This window comes from Polynucleobacter sp. (assembly GCF_040400325.1).
Taxonomy (GTDB): Bacteria; Pseudomonadota; Gammaproteobacteria; order Burkholderiales; family Burkholderiaceae; genus Polynucleobacter.
This window is the reverse complement of the sequence record NZ_JBBAQK010000012.1, coordinates 36,922-56,938: the sequence shown is the minus strand read 5'-3', so window position 1 is coordinate 56,938 and position 20,017 is coordinate 36,922. Positions and strand designations below refer to the sequence as shown.

At 45.0% G+C, this 20,017-nt stretch carries 20 protein-coding genes; 4 read left to right on the top strand and 16 right to left on the bottom strand.

Features of this window, described 5'->3' with window-relative positions; all coding sequences use genetic code 11:
* Positions 1–110: 110 nt before the first annotated feature.
* Positions 111–1,544 (top strand): mannose-1-phosphate guanylyltransferase/mannose-6-phosphate isomerase, encoded by a 1,434-nt coding sequence (locus ABWP14_RS09460; RefSeq protein WP_353202719.1) that lies wholly within the window; start codon positions 111–113, stop codon positions 1,542–1,544.
* An 8-nt stretch (positions 1,545–1,552) separates the two neighbouring features.
* On the opposite strand, the gene ABWP14_RS09455 is transcribed toward ABWP14_RS09460, so the two are convergent.
* From ABWP14_RS09455 to ABWP14_RS09430, 6 genes are all read right to left on the bottom strand, one after another.
* On the bottom strand, positions 1,553–2,911 hold the full coding sequence (locus ABWP14_RS09455; RefSeq protein ID WP_353202718.1) for a glycosyltransferase family protein: 1,359 nt from the start codon (positions 2,909–2,911) through the stop codon (positions 1,553–1,555).
* Positions 2,912–2,920: 9 nt separating this feature from the next.
* Positions 2,921–3,898, bottom strand: a complete 978-nt coding sequence (locus tag ABWP14_RS09450; RefSeq protein WP_353202717.1) for an aspartate carbamoyltransferase catalytic subunit — start codon at positions 3,896–3,898, stop codon at positions 2,921–2,923.
* Complete coding sequence (gene pyrR, locus ABWP14_RS09445; RefSeq protein WP_353202716.1) at positions 3,895–4,398, bottom strand: bifunctional pyr operon transcriptional regulator/uracil phosphoribosyltransferase PyrR; 504 nt, start codon at positions 4,396–4,398, stop codon at positions 3,895–3,897. Before pyrR ends, ABWP14_RS09450 begins: the two co-directional genes overlap by 4 nt.
* A gap of 32 nt (positions 4,399–4,430) precedes the next feature.
* Complete coding sequence (ruvX, locus tag ABWP14_RS09440; protein ID WP_502930176.1) at positions 4,431–4,868, bottom strand: Holliday junction resolvase RuvX; 438 nt, start codon at positions 4,866–4,868, stop codon at positions 4,431–4,433.
* Positions 4,849–5,433: a YqgE/AlgH family protein gene (locus ABWP14_RS09435; protein WP_353202723.1), complete on the bottom strand. Its 585-nt coding sequence runs from the start codon at positions 5,431–5,433 to the stop codon at positions 4,849–4,851. Before ABWP14_RS09435 ends, ruvX begins: the two co-directional genes overlap by 20 nt.
* Before the next feature lie 88 nt (positions 5,434–5,521).
* Complete coding sequence (locus ABWP14_RS09430; protein ID WP_353202714.1) at positions 5,522–6,196, bottom strand: YdcF family protein; 675 nt, start codon at positions 6,194–6,196, stop codon at positions 5,522–5,524.
* 199 nt (positions 6,197–6,395) lie between these two features.
* On the opposite strand from ABWP14_RS09430, the gene ABWP14_RS09425 reads away from it, so the two are divergent.
* Positions 6,396–7,877, top strand: a complete 1,482-nt coding sequence (locus ABWP14_RS09425) for a cryptochrome/photolyase family protein (protein ID WP_353202713.1) — start codon at positions 6,396–6,398, stop codon at positions 7,875–7,877.
* Positions 7,878–7,910: 33 nt separating this feature from the next.
* Positions 7,911–8,750 carry a symmetrical bis(5'-nucleosyl)-tetraphosphatase gene (locus ABWP14_RS09420; RefSeq protein ID WP_353202712.1) on the top strand — a complete coding sequence of 280 codons (840 nt, stop codon included), beginning with the start codon at positions 7,911–7,913 and terminating at the stop codon, positions 8,748–8,750.
* Between the two features lie 12 nt (positions 8,751–8,762).
* Here ABWP14_RS09420 and hemL read toward each other — a convergent pair whose 3' ends face one another.
* From hemL to ABWP14_RS09370, 10 genes are all read right to left on the bottom strand, one after another.
* Positions 8,763–10,064 carry a glutamate-1-semialdehyde 2,1-aminomutase gene (hemL, locus tag ABWP14_RS09415; protein WP_353202711.1) on the bottom strand — a complete coding sequence of 434 codons (1,302 nt, stop codon included), beginning with the start codon at positions 10,062–10,064 and terminating at the stop codon, positions 8,763–8,765.
* Between the two features lie 13 nt (positions 10,065–10,077).
* On the bottom strand, positions 10,078–10,248 hold the full coding sequence (locus tag ABWP14_RS09410) for a rubredoxin (protein WP_353202710.1): 171 nt from the start codon (positions 10,246–10,248) through the stop codon (positions 10,078–10,080).
* Positions 10,249–10,322: 74 nt separating this feature from the next.
* Entirely contained in the window at positions 10,323–11,756 is a 1,434-nt protein-coding gene (locus ABWP14_RS09405; protein WP_353202709.1) for a THUMP domain-containing class I SAM-dependent RNA methyltransferase, read from the bottom strand.
* A 43-nt stretch (positions 11,757–11,799) separates the two neighbouring features.
* The gene (locus ABWP14_RS09400) at positions 11,800–12,225 is read right to left on the bottom strand and encodes a CopD family protein (RefSeq protein WP_353202708.1); all 426 of its coding nucleotides are present in this window, start codon (positions 12,223–12,225) and stop codon (positions 11,800–11,802) included.
* Between the two features lie 13 nt (positions 12,226–12,238).
* Complete coding sequence (locus ABWP14_RS09395) at positions 12,239–13,534, bottom strand: glutamate-5-semialdehyde dehydrogenase (RefSeq protein ID WP_353202722.1); 1,296 nt, start codon at positions 13,532–13,534, stop codon at positions 12,239–12,241.
* Between the two features lie 28 nt (positions 13,535–13,562).
* Entirely contained in the window at positions 13,563–14,618 is a 1,056-nt protein-coding gene (gene holA / locus ABWP14_RS09390) for a DNA polymerase III subunit delta (RefSeq protein ID WP_353202707.1), read from the bottom strand.
* Between the two features lie 16 nt (positions 14,619–14,634).
* Positions 14,635–15,204: an LPS-assembly lipoprotein LptE gene (locus tag ABWP14_RS09385; protein WP_353202706.1), complete on the bottom strand. Its 570-nt coding sequence runs from the start codon at positions 15,202–15,204 to the stop codon at positions 14,635–14,637.
* 36 nt (positions 15,205–15,240) lie between these two features.
* Positions 15,241–17,913 carry a leucine--tRNA ligase gene (leuS, locus tag ABWP14_RS09380; protein WP_353202705.1) on the bottom strand — a complete coding sequence of 891 codons (2,673 nt, stop codon included), beginning with the start codon at positions 17,911–17,913 and terminating at the stop codon, positions 15,241–15,243.
* Positions 17,914–17,952: 39 nt separating this feature from the next.
* On the bottom strand, positions 17,953–18,753 hold the full coding sequence (gene dapB / locus ABWP14_RS09375) for a 4-hydroxy-tetrahydrodipicolinate reductase (protein ID WP_353202704.1): 801 nt from the start codon (positions 18,751–18,753) through the stop codon (positions 17,953–17,955).
* 58 nt (positions 18,754–18,811) lie between these two features.
* Positions 18,812–19,474, bottom strand: a complete 663-nt coding sequence (locus ABWP14_RS09370; RefSeq protein WP_353202703.1) for an outer membrane protein assembly factor BamE — start codon at positions 19,472–19,474, stop codon at positions 18,812–18,814.
* Between the two features lie 76 nt (positions 19,475–19,550).
* On the opposite strand from ABWP14_RS09370, the gene fur reads away from it, so the two are divergent.
* A complete protein-coding gene (gene fur / locus ABWP14_RS09365) occupies positions 19,551–20,006 on the top strand; it encodes a ferric iron uptake transcriptional regulator (protein ID WP_353202702.1) in 456 nt (151 codons plus the stop codon).
* Positions 20,007–20,017 lie beyond the last annotated feature (11 nt).

Sequence of the window (20,017 nt, the reverse complement as noted above, 5' to 3'; positions counted from 1 at the left end):
CTGGTTCTTGCAGCATGTGGCGCCGACTTTAAAGCAATAAACAGGCAAGCAATACACCAAGGGGTCCCTTGCGCTCCTATCTGCCCTTTTTCTTTAGGTAAAATTCGCCTATGAAACTGAACTTTTCGATGGTAATTATTTGTGGGGGAGCAGGCTCCCGTTTGTGGCCCGTATCCCGTGAAAACCGTCCAAAGGTTTTTATGCCAGTTGCCAGCCAACAATCACTCCTCAGCGAAACAGCCAATCGCATTGAATCGTATAACCCCTGGCTTTGCGTCGTCACTTCTGAAAGTCTCGGCTTTCAAGTACAGGCTGATTTAAAAAGTTCTGAGCAAGAAGCTCAGCTCACCATTATTGAACCCCTGCGTCGCAACACTGCACCCGCCGTTCTCTTTGCGGCATTGGCTGCCAAAAATGCTGGCCGCGGAGATATACCAATGCTTGTTCTTCCTGCTGACCATGTGATTCATGACAAGGTGGGATTTGAGATGGCCGTTGCCAAGGCAGTTGATTTTGCAATGGCAGGCAACTTAGTCACTTTTGGTATTCCGCCAACCCATGCTGAAACTGGTTATGGCTATCTCAAGCTTGGTAATCCAGCACATACCCCCAGCAATGCAGAAGGTCGCATCGTCGAACAGTTTGTTGAAAAACCTGCCATGGCTTTAGCAGAGCAATATGTTGCCGCCGGTAATTTCCATTGGAATTCTGGGATGTTCTGCTTCACACCGAATACCTTGCTCAAAGTTGCTTCTGATATTGCATCAAGTCTTGCTAAACAAGTGGAAACCTGTTGGGCAGCAAGCAAACCTGCTGATGCTGTCGATTCATTTACCTTAGATAAAGCGACCATGGCAGCGATTGAGGATATTTCTCTTGATTACGCCATTATGGAAAAGGCACCCAATGTGGTATCGGTGAACGCTAGCTTTGACTGGGATGATGTGGGCTCATGGGATGCAATGGCAAAGCACTTCCCAGAAGATGAGAATGGTAATGCTGCGCAAGGTAAGGCTATTTTTGTTGACTCTAAAAACAACTTTGTCTTTGGCCGTGAACGCCTGATTGCTGCGATTGGCTTGGATAATCTCATCATCGTTGATACGCCAGACGCTTTGCTTGTCAGCGCTAAGGGTAATTCTCAGTCAGTTAAAAAAGTAGTTGATGCCCTCAACAAAGATAAAGATGAGCGCGCTACTTATCACAGCACCGTGCATCGCCCATGGGGTACTTATACCGTGATCGAAGAAGGTCCCGACTACAAGATCAAAAGGATTGTGGTTAATCCAGGCGGTAAACTCTCATTGCAAATGCACCATCACCGTAATGAGCATTGGGTTGTGATTACTGGCAAGGCTGAAATTGTCAATGGCGATAAGGTTCTGCACCTCAATTCTAATGAGTCAACCTATATTCCAAAAGAAACTCAGCACCGACTAACTAACTTAGGTGATACACCGCTAGTTATTATTGAAGCCCAGGTAGGTGACTATCTCGGTGAAGATGATATTGTGCGTTTCGAAGACCAATACGGTAGAGCCTAACTCCAGATTTAGATTGCAGCAGTCTCTAGAATTTTCCTGACTGCTTGATTGACTCCAATTGGACTACCTTTGACCTGATTGAGATTGTTCTCTTGCCAGTCCAACCAGATTTTTTCCAAGGTCATCGCCAGACTAGACTCATCGCCGCTGATGCTTAAGTAAGCATTGCGCTCTAGGAGCATTTGGTCCAACTGAGGATTGCGATGGGTAATGGCCCATATAGGACGTTGTGCCCACAGGTAATCGTAAAGCTTTGACGGAATGTACTCTGCACACTCTTCGCCTTTACCGTGCAACAAAATTAAGACATCAGCCTCTTGCATCTTTTGAACCACCTGCTCTCGTCCTGATAGACCTGTCATGGGATCTTTCTCAAGACGGCCGTGTGCTAGCAATACGTCTTGATAGCCATATTCCTCAATCGCTTGCTCGGAATAGGAGTCTAAAGGGGCTCCATAAGCATGAATACGAATAACCGATCTTGCTTGTGGATATTTTTGCAGTAATGTATTGAGCGCTTTTAATATCACCGATAAGCTGCGATCTTTAGCCAATGAACCAAAATGGTAGAGATTTAAATGTTTTGAATAGGTATGGCCTGCCTGAATATTTTTTGCGCCCGGAGGTTCAGCCCCAGGTAGCACAACAAACCCCTGGGCATTTCCAGGAGTATTGAGATTAGTATTGCGCACCTTTGCGTAATGCAAGGCGCCGTCGGTAAACCACCAAACAAAATCAGAGTATTTGCAAAGCTGACTCTCTAGAAAATGGCGAAAGCGAGCATCTCTGTTTTTTGGTTTATCTGCACCATCATCGCCAGGACTCTGACGAATCACCAGCGGATCATGCACTTCAGAAATCAATTTGATACCTGTGGCCTTCTTTAGCCATACCCCTGCTAAGTGAGCTGACCAAGCGCTGCCAACTGAGAACACGACATCAACTTTGCCTTCTTTAATCAGTTTTCTACCATGAAAATAGGCTGGGATAGCCCATGACCATTGACTGGAGTAGCCTAGGAACAGTTTTTCAATCGCAATGAAAGGGGCGAGTAATAAAGAAACTATCCGGGTTGTGATCTTATAGAAAAGCCCGCGCCCATATTGATTGGCAACCCAATGACGAAAGTCAAAGCGAAATCCGGAAGGACCCCAGGCTAAAAATTGATAGTGAGGAAAGCGCTGATCTTTGATACCTGTGATCGCACTAAATACAATTGGCTCAATACCAGCCTCTAACAAATAAGGAATCTTATCGGTAATGGTGAGACTAGCAGCCCGCCCATCCATATTGAAAGCATGCGTCAGAATCAACCAACGCTGTTGCTTGGTAACGTTTGGGATAGTCACTGACTCTAAAGCGCTCAATGTTTCTAACTAGTTACCAGCAAGAATGGACATCACTGCCATACGCACCGCAATACCGAAAGTAACTTGATTCAGAATGACTGATTGCGTTCCATCAGCCACTGCTGAATCAATCTCGACTCCTCGGTTCATGGGGCCTGGATGCATCACGATGGCATCTGACTTGGCAAGCGCCAAGCGCGAAGTTGTTAGGCCATACTGCTTAAAGAACGCGTCTCCTTCTGGCACTTGTCCAGCCTCCATGCGCTCTTTTTGAATGCGCAAGGTCATCACCACATCTACGTCTTTCAAACCCTCTTCCATGCTGTGATACACCTTCACACCCAGCATATCTAAATTACTTGGCAGCAGACTCTCTGGGCCAATCACTCTAATTTCTTCGCAGCCCAAAGTAGTAAGCGCGTGAATATTGGACTTAGCGACTCGGCTATGAACGATGTCGCCCACAATCGCCACTTTCAGACCCTTAAAGTTTTGCTTGAAATGCCGCATGGTGTACATGTCTAATAAACCCTGGGTAGGATGTTGATGGCTACCATCACCCGCGTTTACCACATGCACATGAGCTGGTACATGCTGAGCAATCTCAATGGGCGCTTTAGAAACATTGTGGCGCACGACAAAAATATCTGCCTGCATAGCCACCAAATTATCAATGGTGTCGAGCAAGCTCTCACCCTTAGCGGCAGATGAGGTAGAAATATCTAAATTAATCACATCTGCCGATAAGCGTTTAGCAGCAATCTCAAAAGTAGTTCTAGTGCGGGTAGAGTTTTCAAAGAAGAGATTGAAAACACTCTTACCCCTTAAGAGGGGGACTTTCTTTACCTCACGAGCGGGATCAGTCACGCTCACAAACTGCTTAGCCATGTCCAAAATATGCAAAATCTGCTCTTTTGGCAAACCTTCTAAGGTCAACAGGTGAGTTAATTCACCTGCGGAGTTAAATTGATTTACGGGTTGATTAATCTTATCCCCTGAACTCATGACACACGCTCCTCAAGTTGAAAGCTGAACTTGCCAGCGGCATCTTTTTCTAAAACCAGAATTTTTTGCTCTACTACATCAACCTTTTCGCCTACGAAATCAGCCGCAATGGGAAGTTCTCGATTACCGCGATCAGCAAGCACCATTAACTCCACTTGAGCAGGTCGCCCAAAATCAAATAATTCATTTAATGCCGCCCGCACTGTTCTACCAGTGAGTAATACATCGTCAATCAAAATAATATTGGCGCCGTTCACATCAAACGGAAGATGGGTTGGCATCGTGCTTGAAGTTCGTAGTGCAGTCATCCCCTTCTCTGCATAGTCATCCCGATGAAAAGCCACATTGATCACTCCAAAGTGGGGCATGCCTAAATCTTTGGCTAAACGCTCAGCAATCCAAGCTCCACCCATGGCCAATCCAGCAAGCTCAAAGGAGCCAGACTGCTTTCGCTGGCGCAGATTGACAAGTAACTTTTCGTATAACTTTTCAGCATTCATTTTCAGATTCCGAAACTTTTAAGCATAGAGTTTTATTCAACATTCTTTATTGCAACTTTTGCTGCCAACTCTGAAAAATATTGCTCCAATAAGAGCGCTGCAGAATGGGCATCTAGATTGTCCTGCATTTGAGCATCACCCTCTAAAACTGCAGAGGTATAACGTTCATCTACCCACTCCACTTCCAGTTGGAAGCGGCCGTGCAATTGATTGCCAAAGCGAACTGCCTTAGATGTCATTTCATGCTCGGCACCATCGGGATGAAGGGGTTTACCCACCACCAATCGTTCTGGCTGCCATTCTTTTAGGAGACTTTCGACCTCTTTAAAAAGATTGTCGCTGTTGGGGGCTGCAATTGTTTTTAATGCCTGACCTGTACCGGTTACTGAATTTCCGACTGCCACACCCACTCGGCGCGTACCGTAATCAAAGGCCATCACCGTGATCGGCTTAGGCATGCCCTGCCTCACCCGAGAGGTGCGAAAGGTCAAAACCTAAATGACTGATGGTTTTTTGATAGCGTTGACTATAAGGAGTCTTAAAAAGAATCTCACTCATTTGCTGGCGTGAAAGTGGCACATTCATCCAGCCATTGAGAGTAATTTCTTCTTCAAGTTGACCAGCTCCCCAGCCCGCGTATCCCAAGGTCATCAAAAAATCTCGAGGACCACTTCCACAAGCAACAGCCTCTAGAACATCTTTAGAGGTCGTCATTGTGAGCCCTCCCGGGATTACCAGGGAAGAGCTATAGGCAATTAAAGGATTGGGCTCATGCAATACAAAACCACGTTCAACCTGAACAGGACCACCAAAATAAACGGGTTGATCTAGCAAAGGTGCGATTTCAAGCTTGAGCTCAATTTTGTCAAAGAGTGTTCCAAGATTGACTTCGGTTGGTCTATTGACCACCAATCCCATTGCCCCTCTTTCGGTGTGTTCAAAAAGATAGATCACGGAACCTGCAAAATCGGTATCGACCATACCAGGCATTGCGATCAGAAATTGATTGGCTAGATGCTCGGCTGAATATGAAATCAAAGGGTCTAGACTAGACTCTGAGTCTAATGCTTTGGAGGCTTGATCTTTCTTCGCCATAATCATATGCCTTTATTTTACAGAATAACTAGATTTTCCCTGTAATCCAGTAGGCTAAAAGCCCAACCAGCTCATGCAATGCTTTATTCCAGTTCTGAGCCCCACCCACCAAATCAAAAGAAGTCCACCGCAGGCGATTAGCCGTCTGGTAATCCACCGGCAAAGCTAAGACCTCAATTCCTTGCTTTTGAAAGATCTTTAAAGATCGATACATATGGCTGGCCGAAGTAATGACCAACCATGGCCTAGAGGACCCGCCCTCATTTTTGATGCCAAACTCGACCATCATCGGCTTTAAATACAGGACGTTTTCATAGGTATTACGAGATTGGTTTTCATAATGTACTTGGGATCCATCTAAACCCTGCTCTTGAACTAGTTGTTTAAATGCCTCGGCTTCTGACATCCCTTTGGGGTTCACACGCCCAGAATATCCACTGAAGATGAACGGTAAATCTGGATGCTTGCGAATGAATTCAAATGCCCTTGTGACGCGTTCAGCAGAAGAGTAAATGGAGACTTCCCCACGGTCCATCGCAATTTCGCCACCCTCAATTGCACCGCCCAAAATAATGACCCCACCTAGTTCACTTTTCATCAACTGACTCACGCTAGCTTGCGGTGCCCTATCTTCAAGAACCCTCAATACAGATTCAGAAGTTGGTAGGTATCCCACCACAGCAAGATTAAAAACGGCAATCATGAGAAAGCGTCGTGAAAGATGAGGCTTTCTTAATGAAATGAAAAGCAAAGCCAATACTATCCACACTATGACCCAATTTAAGGGCTCGATGCAAAATTGCACTACCTTCGAGAGAATAAAAAAAATCGTATCCATCAATGCTCTCGATCTTAACCTCTTAGGCAAGCAAGGGTAGTCATTTAGCCCTAATATAGGGTCTATGCAAAAAGCGCTAGTTTGGCTCCGCCGCGATCTTCGTCTTTATGACAATACTGCCCTTCACCACGCCCTGGCTGAGGCTGGGCAGGTCTGGCTGACCTTCATTTTTGATAAAGATATTTTGCAACCCCTATTAAAAAAAGGTGAGCTTGACGCTAAGGGCTTAAAGCATGATCGCCGCGTTGACTTCATTTGGCAGGGTTTAAAGCAAATGGATGAAGAACTGCGAAGCTTAGGTGGCGGACTCATCGTACGCTTTGGCAAACCAACAGAATGTATCCCCCAGATTGCAAAAGACCTTGGGGTCAATACTGTTTTCACAAACCATGATTATGAACCTTCTGCAATTGCACGTGATGAAACGGTAGCAAGTTCTCTTGAAAATTTAGGCATTCATTTCGAGAGCTTTAAAGATCAAGTCATTTTTGAGAAAAAAGAAATTTTGACGAATTCCAATACTGTCTTTTCAGTGTTTACTCCGTATAAAAATAATTGGCTCAAAACTCTTCAAGAAAAAGATTTAGCCCCTTATGACTGCACCCCTAAACCCGGGCAATTTGCAGTCATTCCTAAAAAATTAGATGAAATCTTTCCCTCTCTCGAATCCATGGGCTTCGTTAGCACTGGCATTGAAGCCTACTTGCCAGCAGGATCTGCAGCCGGTCAGGCATTTTTAGAAGACTTTCTGAACCGTATAGATCATTACCAAATTGGCAGAGACTTTCCTGCCATTAAGGGTGTCAGCTATCTCTCTACACATCTGCGTTTTGGCATGCTCTCGATTCGAGGCTTGGTACGCGAAGCCCACCGCCGTATGTTGGCAGGCAGCATGGGGGCCACCATTTGGTTAAGTGAGCTCATTTGGCGTGATTTCTATTTCATGATTTTGGCCAATCATCCACGGCTGGCAGATGGTGTTTCATTCAAACCTGATTACGACAATATTGTTTGGGAAAGCGGTACCAATGCAAAGAAACTATTTGCAGCGTGGTGCGCAGGAAAAACAGGTTACCCACTAGTCGACGCAGCCATGCACCAGCTTAATCAAAGCGGCTATATGCATAACCGTTTACGGATGGTGGTGGCGAGCTTCTTAACAAAAGACTTAGGTATTGATTGGCGCTGGGGTGAAGCCTATTTTGCAGAGCATCTCAATGACTTTGAACTCTCTTCAAACAATGGTGGTTGGCAATGGGCCTCATCATCAGGGTGTGATGCACAGCCCTATTTTCGGATATTCAACCCCATTACCCAATCTGAAAAATTTGATTCTGAAGGTAAATTCATTAAACGCTATTTGCCACAATTAGAAAAACTCTCTCAGAAATCGATTCATGCACCTTGGTTGTCAGGCCATCTTGAACTTGAGGCAGCAGGTATCTTACTTGTAAGAGATTATCCAATGCCGATCGTGAATCACGATGAGGCCCGCAAAAATACCTTAGTAAGGTATAGCGTAGTCAAAAAAATCAATGTCGACTAGTTCAATGACGTCCTTTCCGTTTTAAGATAGAGAATGAGCAAGATCTATGCAATTGGTGATGTACAAGGATGCGCGCCTTCACTAAAAGCTCTCCTTAAAAAATTACCTCAGAAATCTAAAATGATTTTTCTGGGGGATCTCGTCAATCGCGGGCCTGATTCCCTTGGTAGCTTACGACAACTCAAATTGCTTCAAGAGGCTGGTCGTGCCGAATGCATCCTAGGCAATCATGATTTACATCTCTTAGCAATCGATGCAGGCTTACGAAAAACTAAGGGTCTTGATACTGTTGATAGCATTCTAAATGCCCCTGATCGAGCAGAGCTCATCAAATGGTTGCGTCATCGGCCTATGGCTCTTAGTAATGGCAAAGTACTCATGGTGCATGCTGGAGTATTACCTCAATGGGATCTCCAACAAACGATTGAGTGCGCCCAAGAGCTTGAAAAAGCATTGCGCCATAAGTCTTATAAAGAATTTTTGGCCAATATGTATGGGAATACTCCTAATAAATGGCGCTCATCACTAAAGGGTTATGAGCGCTTACGAGTGATCACCAATGCCCTAACACGTATGCGATTTTGTACTCCTGGCGGTCAAATGGAATTTGAGAGTAAAGAAGGCCTAGAAGATGGCCCTGCTGGCTATATCCCCTGGTTTAAAGTTCCCAAAAGAAAAACGCAAGATACCCTGTTGTACGTCGGCCATTGGTCTACTCTCGGTTTGATGCGCCAGCACAATGTGATTAGCCTTGATACAGGCTGCGTATGGGGTGGCAAACTCACCGCCATTGAAATTGCAGAATCAGGAATAGATTCTAAAAAATCAGAAGTGATCCAAGTGGCGGGCTATGACCACCCGCTCAGAATGTAATCCAGATTTAAATCAAAGCTTTGAAAATGATTTTTCAGCGGCAGTACTAATCTCCGCAAGCACTGCGTCATCATGTGTAATTGAGGTAAAGCCTGCCTCATAAGCTGAAGGTGCAAGGTATACCCCTTCATCCAACATCAAATGAAAGAATTTCTTAAACGCATCAATATTAGTTTTAGTAACCGCCTCGTATGAACTTGGGATACTGGCAGCAAAATAAAATCCAAACATACCACCAACGCTATCTACTGCAAAAGGAATATTGGCCTTATCAGCAGCCTTCTTTAAGCCAGCCATGAGCTTTTGAGTTTGACCGGTCAAGCATTCATAAAAACCTACTCTAGAAATAATTTCTAAAGTTTTAAGTCCCGCAGCTACCGCAACTGGGTTACCTGAGAGAGTTCCCGCTTGATAAACATTTCCTAAGGGGGCTAACTTGGACATGATTACTTTATTGCCACCAAATGCTGCCATCGGCATACCGCCGCCCATGACCTTACCCAAGCAAGTTAAATCAGGCACGATGCCTTGAAGGGATTGAGCCCCTCCTAATGCAACCCTAAAGCCTGTCATCACTTCATCGTAGATAAGGACACTGCCGTGCTTATGAGTCAAAGAACGAATAGCAGCTAAAAACTCCTTTGAAGGTTGAATCAAATTCATATTGCCCGCAATCGGTTCAATAATGACAGCTGCAATTTGATCGCCTTGCTGATGAAATACCTCCTCAATAGCAGCAACATCGTTATAGGGCAAAACGAGTGTGTGTTTGACTAAGTCTTGAGGAACGCCACCAGAGGAAGGAGCATTTTGTGTAGAGTCGGCAAAAGTTAATAAGCCAGAACCAGCCTTTACCAAAAGACTATCAGCGTGACCGTGATAGCAACCCTCAAACTTAATAATCAAATCTCGATTGGTATAGCCTCGTGCCAAACGCAAAGCACTCATGGTTGCTTCAGTTCCACTAGACACCATGCGTACTTGCTCGACGCTCGGCATTATGGCGCAAATACGCTCTGCTAATTCAATCTCGCCTTCAGTAGGTGCGCCATAACTAAAGCTCGTTTCTGCTGCCCTTTGAACAGCCTCGACCACTTCTGGATTTGCATGGCCCGCAATCATTGGGCCCCAAGACATAATTAAATCGATATATCGTTTGTTATCCGCATCCCAAAAATAAGGGCCTTTAGCTTTAGTAACAAAACGGGGCGTGCCTCCGACCTGACGGAAAGCTCGTACCGGAGAGTTCACTCCGCCCGGAATAGTCTTTTGTGCGCGTTCAAATAAAACTTCATTTTGGTCTACTTTTGCCACTTTGATTTCCTAATCAAATCGCCATCATTTCAAAATCTTCTTTACGGGCACCACACTCTGGACAAGCCCAATTCATCGGGACATCTGCCCATAAGGTTCCTGGTGCAATTCCTTCATCTGGTAATCCATCTGCCTCGCTATAAACCCAGCCACAGATAAGGCACATATAAGTCTTCAATTCCATTGATCTTTCTCCGCTTTACCTAATCTTTTTTGATTTCTTCGATTTTAAATCGCCTATTCCAAATCGCTACTATTTTAAGATGATTGCTTCGTGTGCATCTCAAACTTAAAGAGGCGGCATTCTAGCGGGCCATTAAATAAAGGGGTGCGCTTAGATTCTTTAATACGCAATTGCCCAGGTAAAGCCATATCCGCCGTTAAAACAAACACATTCCAGCCACCAAAAGAATCTTTGAGATGCTGACCAAACTGTCTTAGAAACTCAACAAAGTTGGGATCTTGTTCCTCTTGGGCTTGTAATCGCTTTAATGATTCTCGACTAGATTGCTTGGCACTTTGACGACCTGTTTCAAGATTCAACTCAAAACGGTTTTCCGGCTCTTCCTCATAGTCGGTTACTGCTGGATTTCGTTCTTGTCCACGACCACCCTTGATCACTAAACGCTCGCCATAAGGTGGGTTTAATAACATGACCCCCTCTTTGGTATTGATGGGTGGCTTTGCTGCTAAAGCGTCAACTTGCCTAACAACTGGCTGATCGGGTAATTGGGCTCTTTGCCAATTCCCCCTAAACATCGAGACTAATTTTTCATTAATATCTCCACCGCTAATTCCAAGCGATTCTACCGTGGGATATTGCTGACGCATTACCAACATTTGGGCTAGTGCCGCTTCCTTCAATTCAAGCCAACGCTTTTGCTCGGTAGGCTCATTAAAAGGTTTGAGCCTCTGAAAGCCAAAACCATGAGCTGAAGTCACTAAAGGACGGTAGGCTAGTCGACTTGGCTTGCCATCATCACCATACATCCCCGCACGAATAGCTCCTGGCGGAATGGCCAATAACCTTTGTGCTGCCTCAATCAAAAAGGTTCCACTACCGCACATCGGATCAAAAAGCGTCTGTGATGGTTGCCAACCCGTAATCAACAAAATACCTGCAGCTAAATTTTCTTTTAAGGGTGCATCACCCTTTTCATCGCGCCAACCCCTTTTAAATAGAGCCTCTCCAGATGTATCTAAATAAATGGTGACTTGATTTGCAGTTAAATGGGCCTGTACACGAATATCCGGAAAGGCTGTATCAATACTAGGCCGATCACCCGTCACATCACGCAAACGATCCACAATCGCATCTTTGATTTTGAGCGTAGCAAAATTCAAGCTCTTTAGTGGGGAGCGATGCGCCGTCACATCAACGCGTAAAGTTTGTTTAGAGGTAAACCAGTCTTCCCAAGCCAAACCACTAGCTAACTTATATAAATCATCTTCCTGTCTATAGGGTGCTTGTGCCATTTGTAATAAAACGCGACTAGCAATTCGGGAGTGAAGATTGAGGGCCATCGCCGCAGAAATAGGAGCTGCCAAGCCAATACCACCCGAAGGACTGGTAGGCGTTGGATCAATGACCCAAGTACCCAGCGCCTTAGAATCTGGACGATTCGCAATACTTGCTAACTCTTGCGCGAGCGGCGCCTCTAGACCACCTGGACAAACAACAAAAAATCTCATAGGTCTAGCAATCTTAGAAAAAGAAAGAACTTAAAAATAGCAATTAGGGTTTAAAAATAACGAGAGCCACAACGATCACTAACAAAAGTACAGGAGCCTCATTAAACCAGCGGTACCACACACCAGATTTGGTATTCATACCAGCTCGGAATTTCTTTAGTAGATTCCAGCATGAATGATGGTATCCAATAATCAATAGTACAAAAAATAACTTTGCGTGCATCCAAATTTCACCGGCACCAACCCTGAAGTGAAGCCAAAGAGCAAGTCCTAACAGTATGGCAGGCACTGCCAAAATCGTCATAAACCGAAAGAGTCGGTCAGCCATACCAAGCAGACGAGCATAAGTCTCAGGATTTTTTTCATCTGCGAGATTGACAAAAATTCTAGGCAAATAAAATAATCCTGCGAACCAAGATGTAATTAAGACAATATGAAATGTCTTTATCCAGAGATATGTATTACCCATAGTGATTTGTCTCTTAAGTACGAATCTCGCCATGACCCATGACGATATATTTAAGAGAGGTCAGGCCATCAAGCCCTACTGGGCCTCGTGCATGAAGCTTGTCATTCGAAATACCAATCTCAGCGCCGAGGCCATATTCAAAACCATCGGCAAAGCGTGTGCTCACATTGACCATCACACTGGCACTATCTACTTCACGTAAGAATCGATCAGCCAGAGCCTTATTATTAGTGATGATGGCATCAGTATGTTTACTACCGTAGTGCTCTATATGGCTCATAGCCTCATCAATATCAGCGACAGTCTTAATTGACAAAATCGGGGCTAGATATTCAGTGCGCCAGTCTTCCTCCTTGGCATCTACTAAATTCTTTAGCCCAGCATCTTCTAAAGTTTTTCGAGTGGCTGAATCTACTCGTAATTCCACTCCCTTATCTTGATAAATCTTACAAAGTGTTGGTAATACCTTTGCAGCAATCACTTGATTCACCAATAGGGTTTCCATCGTATTACAAGGCGCATAGCGTTGCGTCTTGGCGTTATCACAGACCTTTACTGCCATCTCGATATCGGCATCCGCATCAATATAAGTATGACAAATACCATCTAAATGTTTAATCATTGGTACACGTGCTTCAGCCATTAAACGCGCAATGAGACTCTTACCACCGCGTGGCACGATCACATCAATGTATTGCGTCATCGTGATCATTTCACCAACTGCTGCACGATCAGTGGTAGTCACTACCTGGACTGCATCTTTCGGCAAAGCTGCCGCTGCTAGGCCCTCTTGAATGATTTGGGCTAATAAAGTATTGGAATCAATCGCCTCAGAACCACCACGCAAAATCACGGCGTTCCCCGATTTCAGACAAAGAGCTGCAGCATCAATTGTGACGTTAGGACGAGATTCATAAATAATCCCAATGACACCCAGCGGTACACGCATCTGACCTAACTCAATTCCTGAAGCTTGCTTTTTCAAAGCAGAAATTTTTCCAATTGGATCTTCCAAGCTAACAATTTGCTCTAAACCCAGAGCCATGTTTTCAATCGTCTTTGCTGTCATCGTCAAGCGATCAATAAAAGCAGCATCTTGACTGTTAGTCTTAGCGCGCTCAATATCCATTTGATTGACCTTCTGGATCTCACTTGCCTTTTGACGGACAAGCTGGGCAATATGTAAAAGAGCTTGATTCTTTTGTTCAGCCGATGCCCGAGTCATAGCGCGCGATGCTCTACGAGCTCGCTCACCTATGTCATGCATCATTTGTTGTATTGCTGAACTCATTTTTCCGACTTTCTTAATCTTCTCTAGCCTTGCTCTGTCTACAAGCTTAGCGTAATAGATTGCCTACTAAGCGCAAACCATCCCAAGGGTCTGCTGGGAGATCTGCAGCATAAAGACCTTTTGCCTGACGATCTAATCCAGCAGCTACCTGCATTGCTCTACGCAACTTTAAAGGCTGAACACGCTTTAATGCATTCGGGTACAAGCGTTCTTTATTTCCCCAAACACGATTAGCGCGCATTAACTGCTGCACCGACTCACCTGCATCGCTCGCTGCTTTCAACTTAGATAGTAGCCTAAGCTCTTCTGTCACGCTCCACAGAATGAGAACTAAGGGTTCACCTTCGCCTTTTAATCCATCAAGCATGCGATTTAGTCTAGCCAAATCCCCTGCCAGCATGGCTTCGGTCAATTCAAATACGTTATAGCGTGCGACTTTCAAAATCGCAGTCCGAATTTGCTCTTCAGTTAACTTTCCGTTGGGATATAACAATCCTAGTTTCTGAATTTCTTGATGAGCAGCAATTAAATTGCCTTCCACTTGATTCGCAATAAACTCGAGCGCGCTCATCCCTTCGGCTCCAGGCTCGACCTCTTGATTTTGATTTTTTAAGCGCCCAGTAATCCATTGCGGTAATTGGCTGCGATCCAAGGAGTCAATTTGAATAGCCATTCCCGCTTCATCCAAGGCGCTAAACCAAGCAGAGGTCTTGGTCTTTCCATCCAAGCGGGGCAAAATAATACATACCACTGTGTCGGGGGCATCTAGGGCTTGTGACTGAATTTGTGCAGCAAATTGCTTGAGGGCATCTGCACCATCACGACCTGGCTTACCTGTCGGAATACGCAACTCGAGCCAGCGCTTATCCCCAAATAGAGACATGGTTTGACCAGCACTAAGGAGTGCGCTCCAATCAAATCCTCGTTCTTGCAATAACACTTCGCGCTCTGTATAGGATTGTTTTTTTGCCATAGCTCGCAATTGATCCATTGCTTCCATCATCAAGAGCGGCTCATCACCGCTAAAGATATACAGAGGCAGCATTGTGCCGCCAGCATCTAACTTTTTCAGATGGACTTTTAAGGCGTCAGTTTTAACCATGCAATGTCATTGAGTCTCAAAAAGCCTTTGTCCTAGGAGCTTTAGAAGAAGCGGCTACCCGACGCAGAATCTGAATCGCTAAATCACGGCGCATCAAGCCCAAGAAGGTTTGTATCTGGGCATCGTTTGCCAAAACAGTCGAGACCGAGAAATCCATATCTCGTGTGATGAAAACCTCTGACTCGGGCACAATTTCTGTTCCAGCAGTATCAAAGGCTCTAAAGCCCACGCGAATATTTAAGCGATAGGCTGAGATCTGACCGCTCGAGTTAAAAGCCAAAACTTCACGGCCAGTAATTTCATTAGTGATTTCTAGGATTAAATCAGCATCACGCGGATTAATCGCAACCTTAACTGCAGTACCAGTTAATACAGCGGTCTGTAAATCAGCGCGCAGCGGAGGAGATGGGTTACCTGTAATCGCCAGCGCATTAAATGGCAAATCGACTGCGCCGCGCAAACGATATCCGCAGGCCATCAGGCCGCTTAATGGGGCCAGCACAAATAGACTGAGCGCTGTTCTTCTCAGTAAATTAATATTGGCAGAAGAAGATTTTATTTTCTTGTTGTGCTGATTTGAGCTCATCTCTCTAGTTTCCAGTAAAAAGGTTCAGGCTACAAGCTAAGCGACGATATTGACTAAACGGCCAGGCACCACAATGATCTTTTTAGGTGCCCCGCCGTTCAAAGCCTTTAAAGCTGGCTCGCTTTGTAAAGCCAATGCCTCAATTTGCTCATTACTAGCATCTGCAGGCACTCGAATATCTCCACGTAATTTGCCATTAATCTGTAACATCAAAGTAACTTCTGTTTGAACTAGCGCAGACTCATCTACTACTGGCCATGGCGCATCTAGCAAAGAACCAGAATGGCTCTCATAGCCCATATCTTTCCAGAGCACATGAGTTAAATGTGGCACAACTGGATACAGAATACGCAACAAGATGCTGAGGCATTCACGAAGTACTGGTGCGCTAATCGAAGAGCCTTGATCCAGTTTAATTGGCTCAAGCACATTGAGCATCTTCATCGCAGCAGAAACAACAGTATTATATTGACGACGCTGATAATCAAAGTTTGCTTGTTTGAGAATGGTATGTACTTCACGGCGTAATGCTTTTTCAGACTCACTCAAATTGCCTGAAATGTGATCAGGTACATTACGTAGCGCATCGGCTTGACTACTCGAATACATCCACACGCGCCGCAAGAAACGCGAAGCGCCATCCACACCAGCACCCGACCACTCAAGCTGTTGCTCGGGAGGGGCAGCAAACATCACGAACAATCGTGCAGTATCTGCGCCGTACTGATCAATTAAGGCTTGGGGATCAACTCCATTATTTTTACTCTTAGCCATCTTCTCAACACCACCAACGATGACTGGTGATTTAGAGCTACCGTCTTTTAACTTTGCACCTTGTGGGCGACCTTTTTCATCTAAGTCTAGCTCCACATCCAAAGGATTAAGCCAGGTTTTTTTGCCGGTCGCATCTTCATAGTAATAAGTCTCATTCAGAACCATTCCCTGGGTTAATAGATTCTGAAATGGCTCATCAAAGCTAATGAGATTGAGATCCCGCATCACCTTAGTCCAGAAACGCGCATAGAGTAAATGCAAAATAGCATGCTCAATTCCGCCAATGTATTGGTCCATTGGCATCCAATATTCATTACGTTCATCAACCATGGACTTCGCATTAGGACCTGTATAGCGCATGAAATACCAAGAAGAATCGACAAAGGTATCCATGGTGTCAGTTTCACGTCGGCCAGGTTTGCCGCATTTTGGACACTTCGCATTTAAAAAATCGGTGCGCTTATTCAGCGGGTTGCCACTACCATCTGGCACACAATCTTCTGGCAAAACTACTGGAAGGTCTGCTTCTGGTACTGGCACGGCGCCGCAGCCTGGATGAGTTTCATCACCACAGTGAATAATCGGAATCGGCGTACCCCAGTAGCGCTGACGTGAGATACCCCAATCGCGTAGGCGATAGGTAGTCTTGATCTCTCCAATGCCCATCTTTTCTAAATCTTGAGCGACAGCAATAACAGCTTCTTGATGAGACATACCATCAAACTTGTCGCTATTTAAACAAATCACACCCTCTTTTTGAGCGTACCAATCTTCCCAACGAGTTGGGTTAAACATTGGTGACTCACCCTTGAGCGCAATCACTTGCTTAATTGGTAGCTTGTATTTCAATGCAAATGCAAAATCACGCTCATCATGCGCCGGTACGCCCATCACCGCACCATCACCATAAGACATCAAGACATAATTACCAACCCAAACCGGTACTTGCTCATGCGTTAAAGGATGTGTGACATACAGTCCAGTGAACATGCCCTCTTTTTCTTGCGTTGCTAAATCAGATTCAATCACACTGCCGGTCTTACACTTCTCAATAAAGGTAGCGAGAGCTGGATGATCAGCGGCTGCTTTTGTTGCTAATGGGTGCTCGGCAGCAACTGCGCAAAAAGTAACGCCCATGATGGTGTCAGCACGAGTAGTAAATACATACAGCAAGCCATCTTGAATAAAATTGCCATGGTCATCAGCAATTTGATGCTTGAAAGCAAATCGTACGCCACGGCTTTTACCAATCCAATTTTGCTGCATCGTTTTAACCCGCTCAGGCCAACCCAATCCATCAAGACCATCTAATAACTGTTCTGCATAAGCAGTGATGTTGAAATAGTAACCAGGAATTTCTCGTTTCTCGACTAATGCGCCAGAGCGCCAACCACGCCCATCAATGACCTGCTCATTTGCCAATACTGTTTGATCAATAGGATCCCAATTAACTACTTGCGTCTTACGATAAGCGATACCCTTTTCCAACATCTTTAAGAAGAGCCATTGGTTCCACCGATAGTGGTCAGGACTACAGGTCGCCACTTCGCGCGACCAGTCAATTGCAAGACCCATTGCGACCATTTGCTTTTTCATATAAGCAATGTTGTCGTAGGTCCATTTCGCAGGAGAAACCTTATTCTGAATCGCCGCATTTTCAGCTGGCATTCCGAAAGCATCCCAACCCATTGGCATCAAGACGTTATATCCTTGCATGCGCAACTGGCGGGCCATCACATCGTTGATGGTGTAGTTACGCACATGGCCCATGTGTAACTTGCCAGATGGATAAGGCAGCATCGAGCAAGCGTAATATTTTGGCTTTTTCTGACCAGCAGCATCAACTGCACTTTCTGATACTTGATAAGCCTTGACGCTATCCCAATCGGCTTGAGCCGACGCTTCGATGCGACGGTAGTCGTAATCCTTGCTCATGTAATACAGCTCTTTTCTTCTCTAGGTTTAATTCAATGGCTACTTACGCAAACCCAAAACATCTTGCATGTCATATAGGCCTGCAGTTTGATTTTGCAAGAAGCGCGCTGCACGCAATGATCCTTGTGCATAAGATTGGCGACTGGACGATTTATGACTAATTTCGATACGTTCGCCCTCACCAGCAAATAGGACAGTGTGATCACCAACAATATCGCCGCCTCGAATCGTGGTAAAACCAATCGTGCCCTCTTTGCGTTCACCGGTATGGCCTTCTCTTGCATAAACTGCAACATCATCCAACTTTTTGCCAAGGGAATCAGCAATCACCTCGCCCATCTTGAGTGCAGTGCCGGAAGGGGCATCTACTTTATGACGGTGGTGCGCCTCAATAATCTCAATGTCATAACCTTGATTCAACATTTTTGCGGCAATTTCTAATAACTTGAAGGTCGTATTGACACCTACACTCATATTGGGTGCAAAAACGATGGCTAACTTTGCAGAGGCAGTCTTCAGACTGGTAATTTGTTCTGCACTCAGACCGGTTGTGCCGATCACCATCTTGGTGCCCGTTTTTTCAGCAACCGCCAAATGCGCCATCGTGCCTTCAGGTCTTGTGAAATCGATCAAGAACTGAGCGCCACTCAATACCTGAGCTACATCTGCAGAAATCAACACCCCTGTTTTTTTACCTAAAAAGGCAGCTGCATCTTCACCCAACTGCGGGCATGAGGCATGCTCAAGTGCGCCCACCAATTTAGTATCAGGCGTATTCAGAACGGCTTCAATTAACATCTTGCCCATGCGACCTGTGGCACCAGCTATTGCAATCTTCATCATGGATTTCTTCGCTCTGTCATTAAAGTATTAATTACAAACTGCTTAAGAATTTTTTTTACTGGGTTTTCAACGGGGTAGGTTTATCAGAGCCCGCTGATTCTGTTACTAAATTGGTTGTTGGAGCAGAGCTTTCGGCGGGCTTAGGACTCAAAATCTCGGCAGACTTCGTTACTGGAGGTAAATTATTAGCGGGACTAGGAACTAATAATTCAGGTTGCTGTAAAGGTATTGTTACCGGTGGCTTATTGTTACCAGTCAAAATTTCCCAGAAGGAGCGCTTCTGTTTTGCGTAGTTATCAATTTCTGCGACCATCTCTACTTCGGTTGGCAAGGCATCGCCGTCAAATTTCACCACTTTATCGCCATCAAAAAAGACGGTAACACGACGCTCTTTTCCAATGACTTGACCAGCGCGTTTGAATTCAAAAACATAATCCCAGCGATTGACATGGAAATAGCTTGCCAATAAGGGGGTGCCTAAAATTTGACGGACCTGTTCGCGTGTCATATCCAACTTCAGCTTCGAATATTGCTCACTGGAAATAAAATTGCCTTGGACGACGTCAGGAACATAAGGCCTAAAAATAGTATTCGCCCAAGCGCGCTGATGGTCATCCACTGCAGAAGTGCAGCCTCCCAGACTTAAAAATCCCAGGAAAGTAAGCGCCACTAAGCCAACCCGTGGGGAAGCATAAAACCTCTTTACAAAAGGGCTCAAAAAGCGATTAAAAAGTACAGGGCAAATTTGCATGGCTAGACGTATCATTAAGATCTTGATTTTAGCTCCCAAAGCCATGACTACGAACCAAAACCCATCGCCAGCAGATTTAAGAGATATCGGTCTAAAAGCAACCGGTCCTCGCATGAAAATCTTGGATTTTTTTCATCACAACGGGGGTACTCATTTCAGTGCGGAAGATGTCTTTATGGCGCTTGCTAAAGAAGATCAAGAAATCGGCCTAGCCACTGTATATCGAGTGTTAACCCAATTTGAGCAAGCAGGGCTTTTACTTCGTAGCCATTTTGAGTCCAGTAAGGGCGATAGTCGGGCCATCTACGAACTCAATGAAGGCAACCATCATGACCACCTAGTTTGTCTTGACTGTGGCCATGTTGAGGAGTTTGTAGATGAGGCAATTGAGAAAAGGCAGCGGGATATCGCTAAAAATCTTGGATTTAAGCTCCAAGAGCATTCTTTAGCAATGTATGGCCATTGCCTGAAGAAGAACTGCCGAAATAAGCAAAAATAGATGGCATTAGC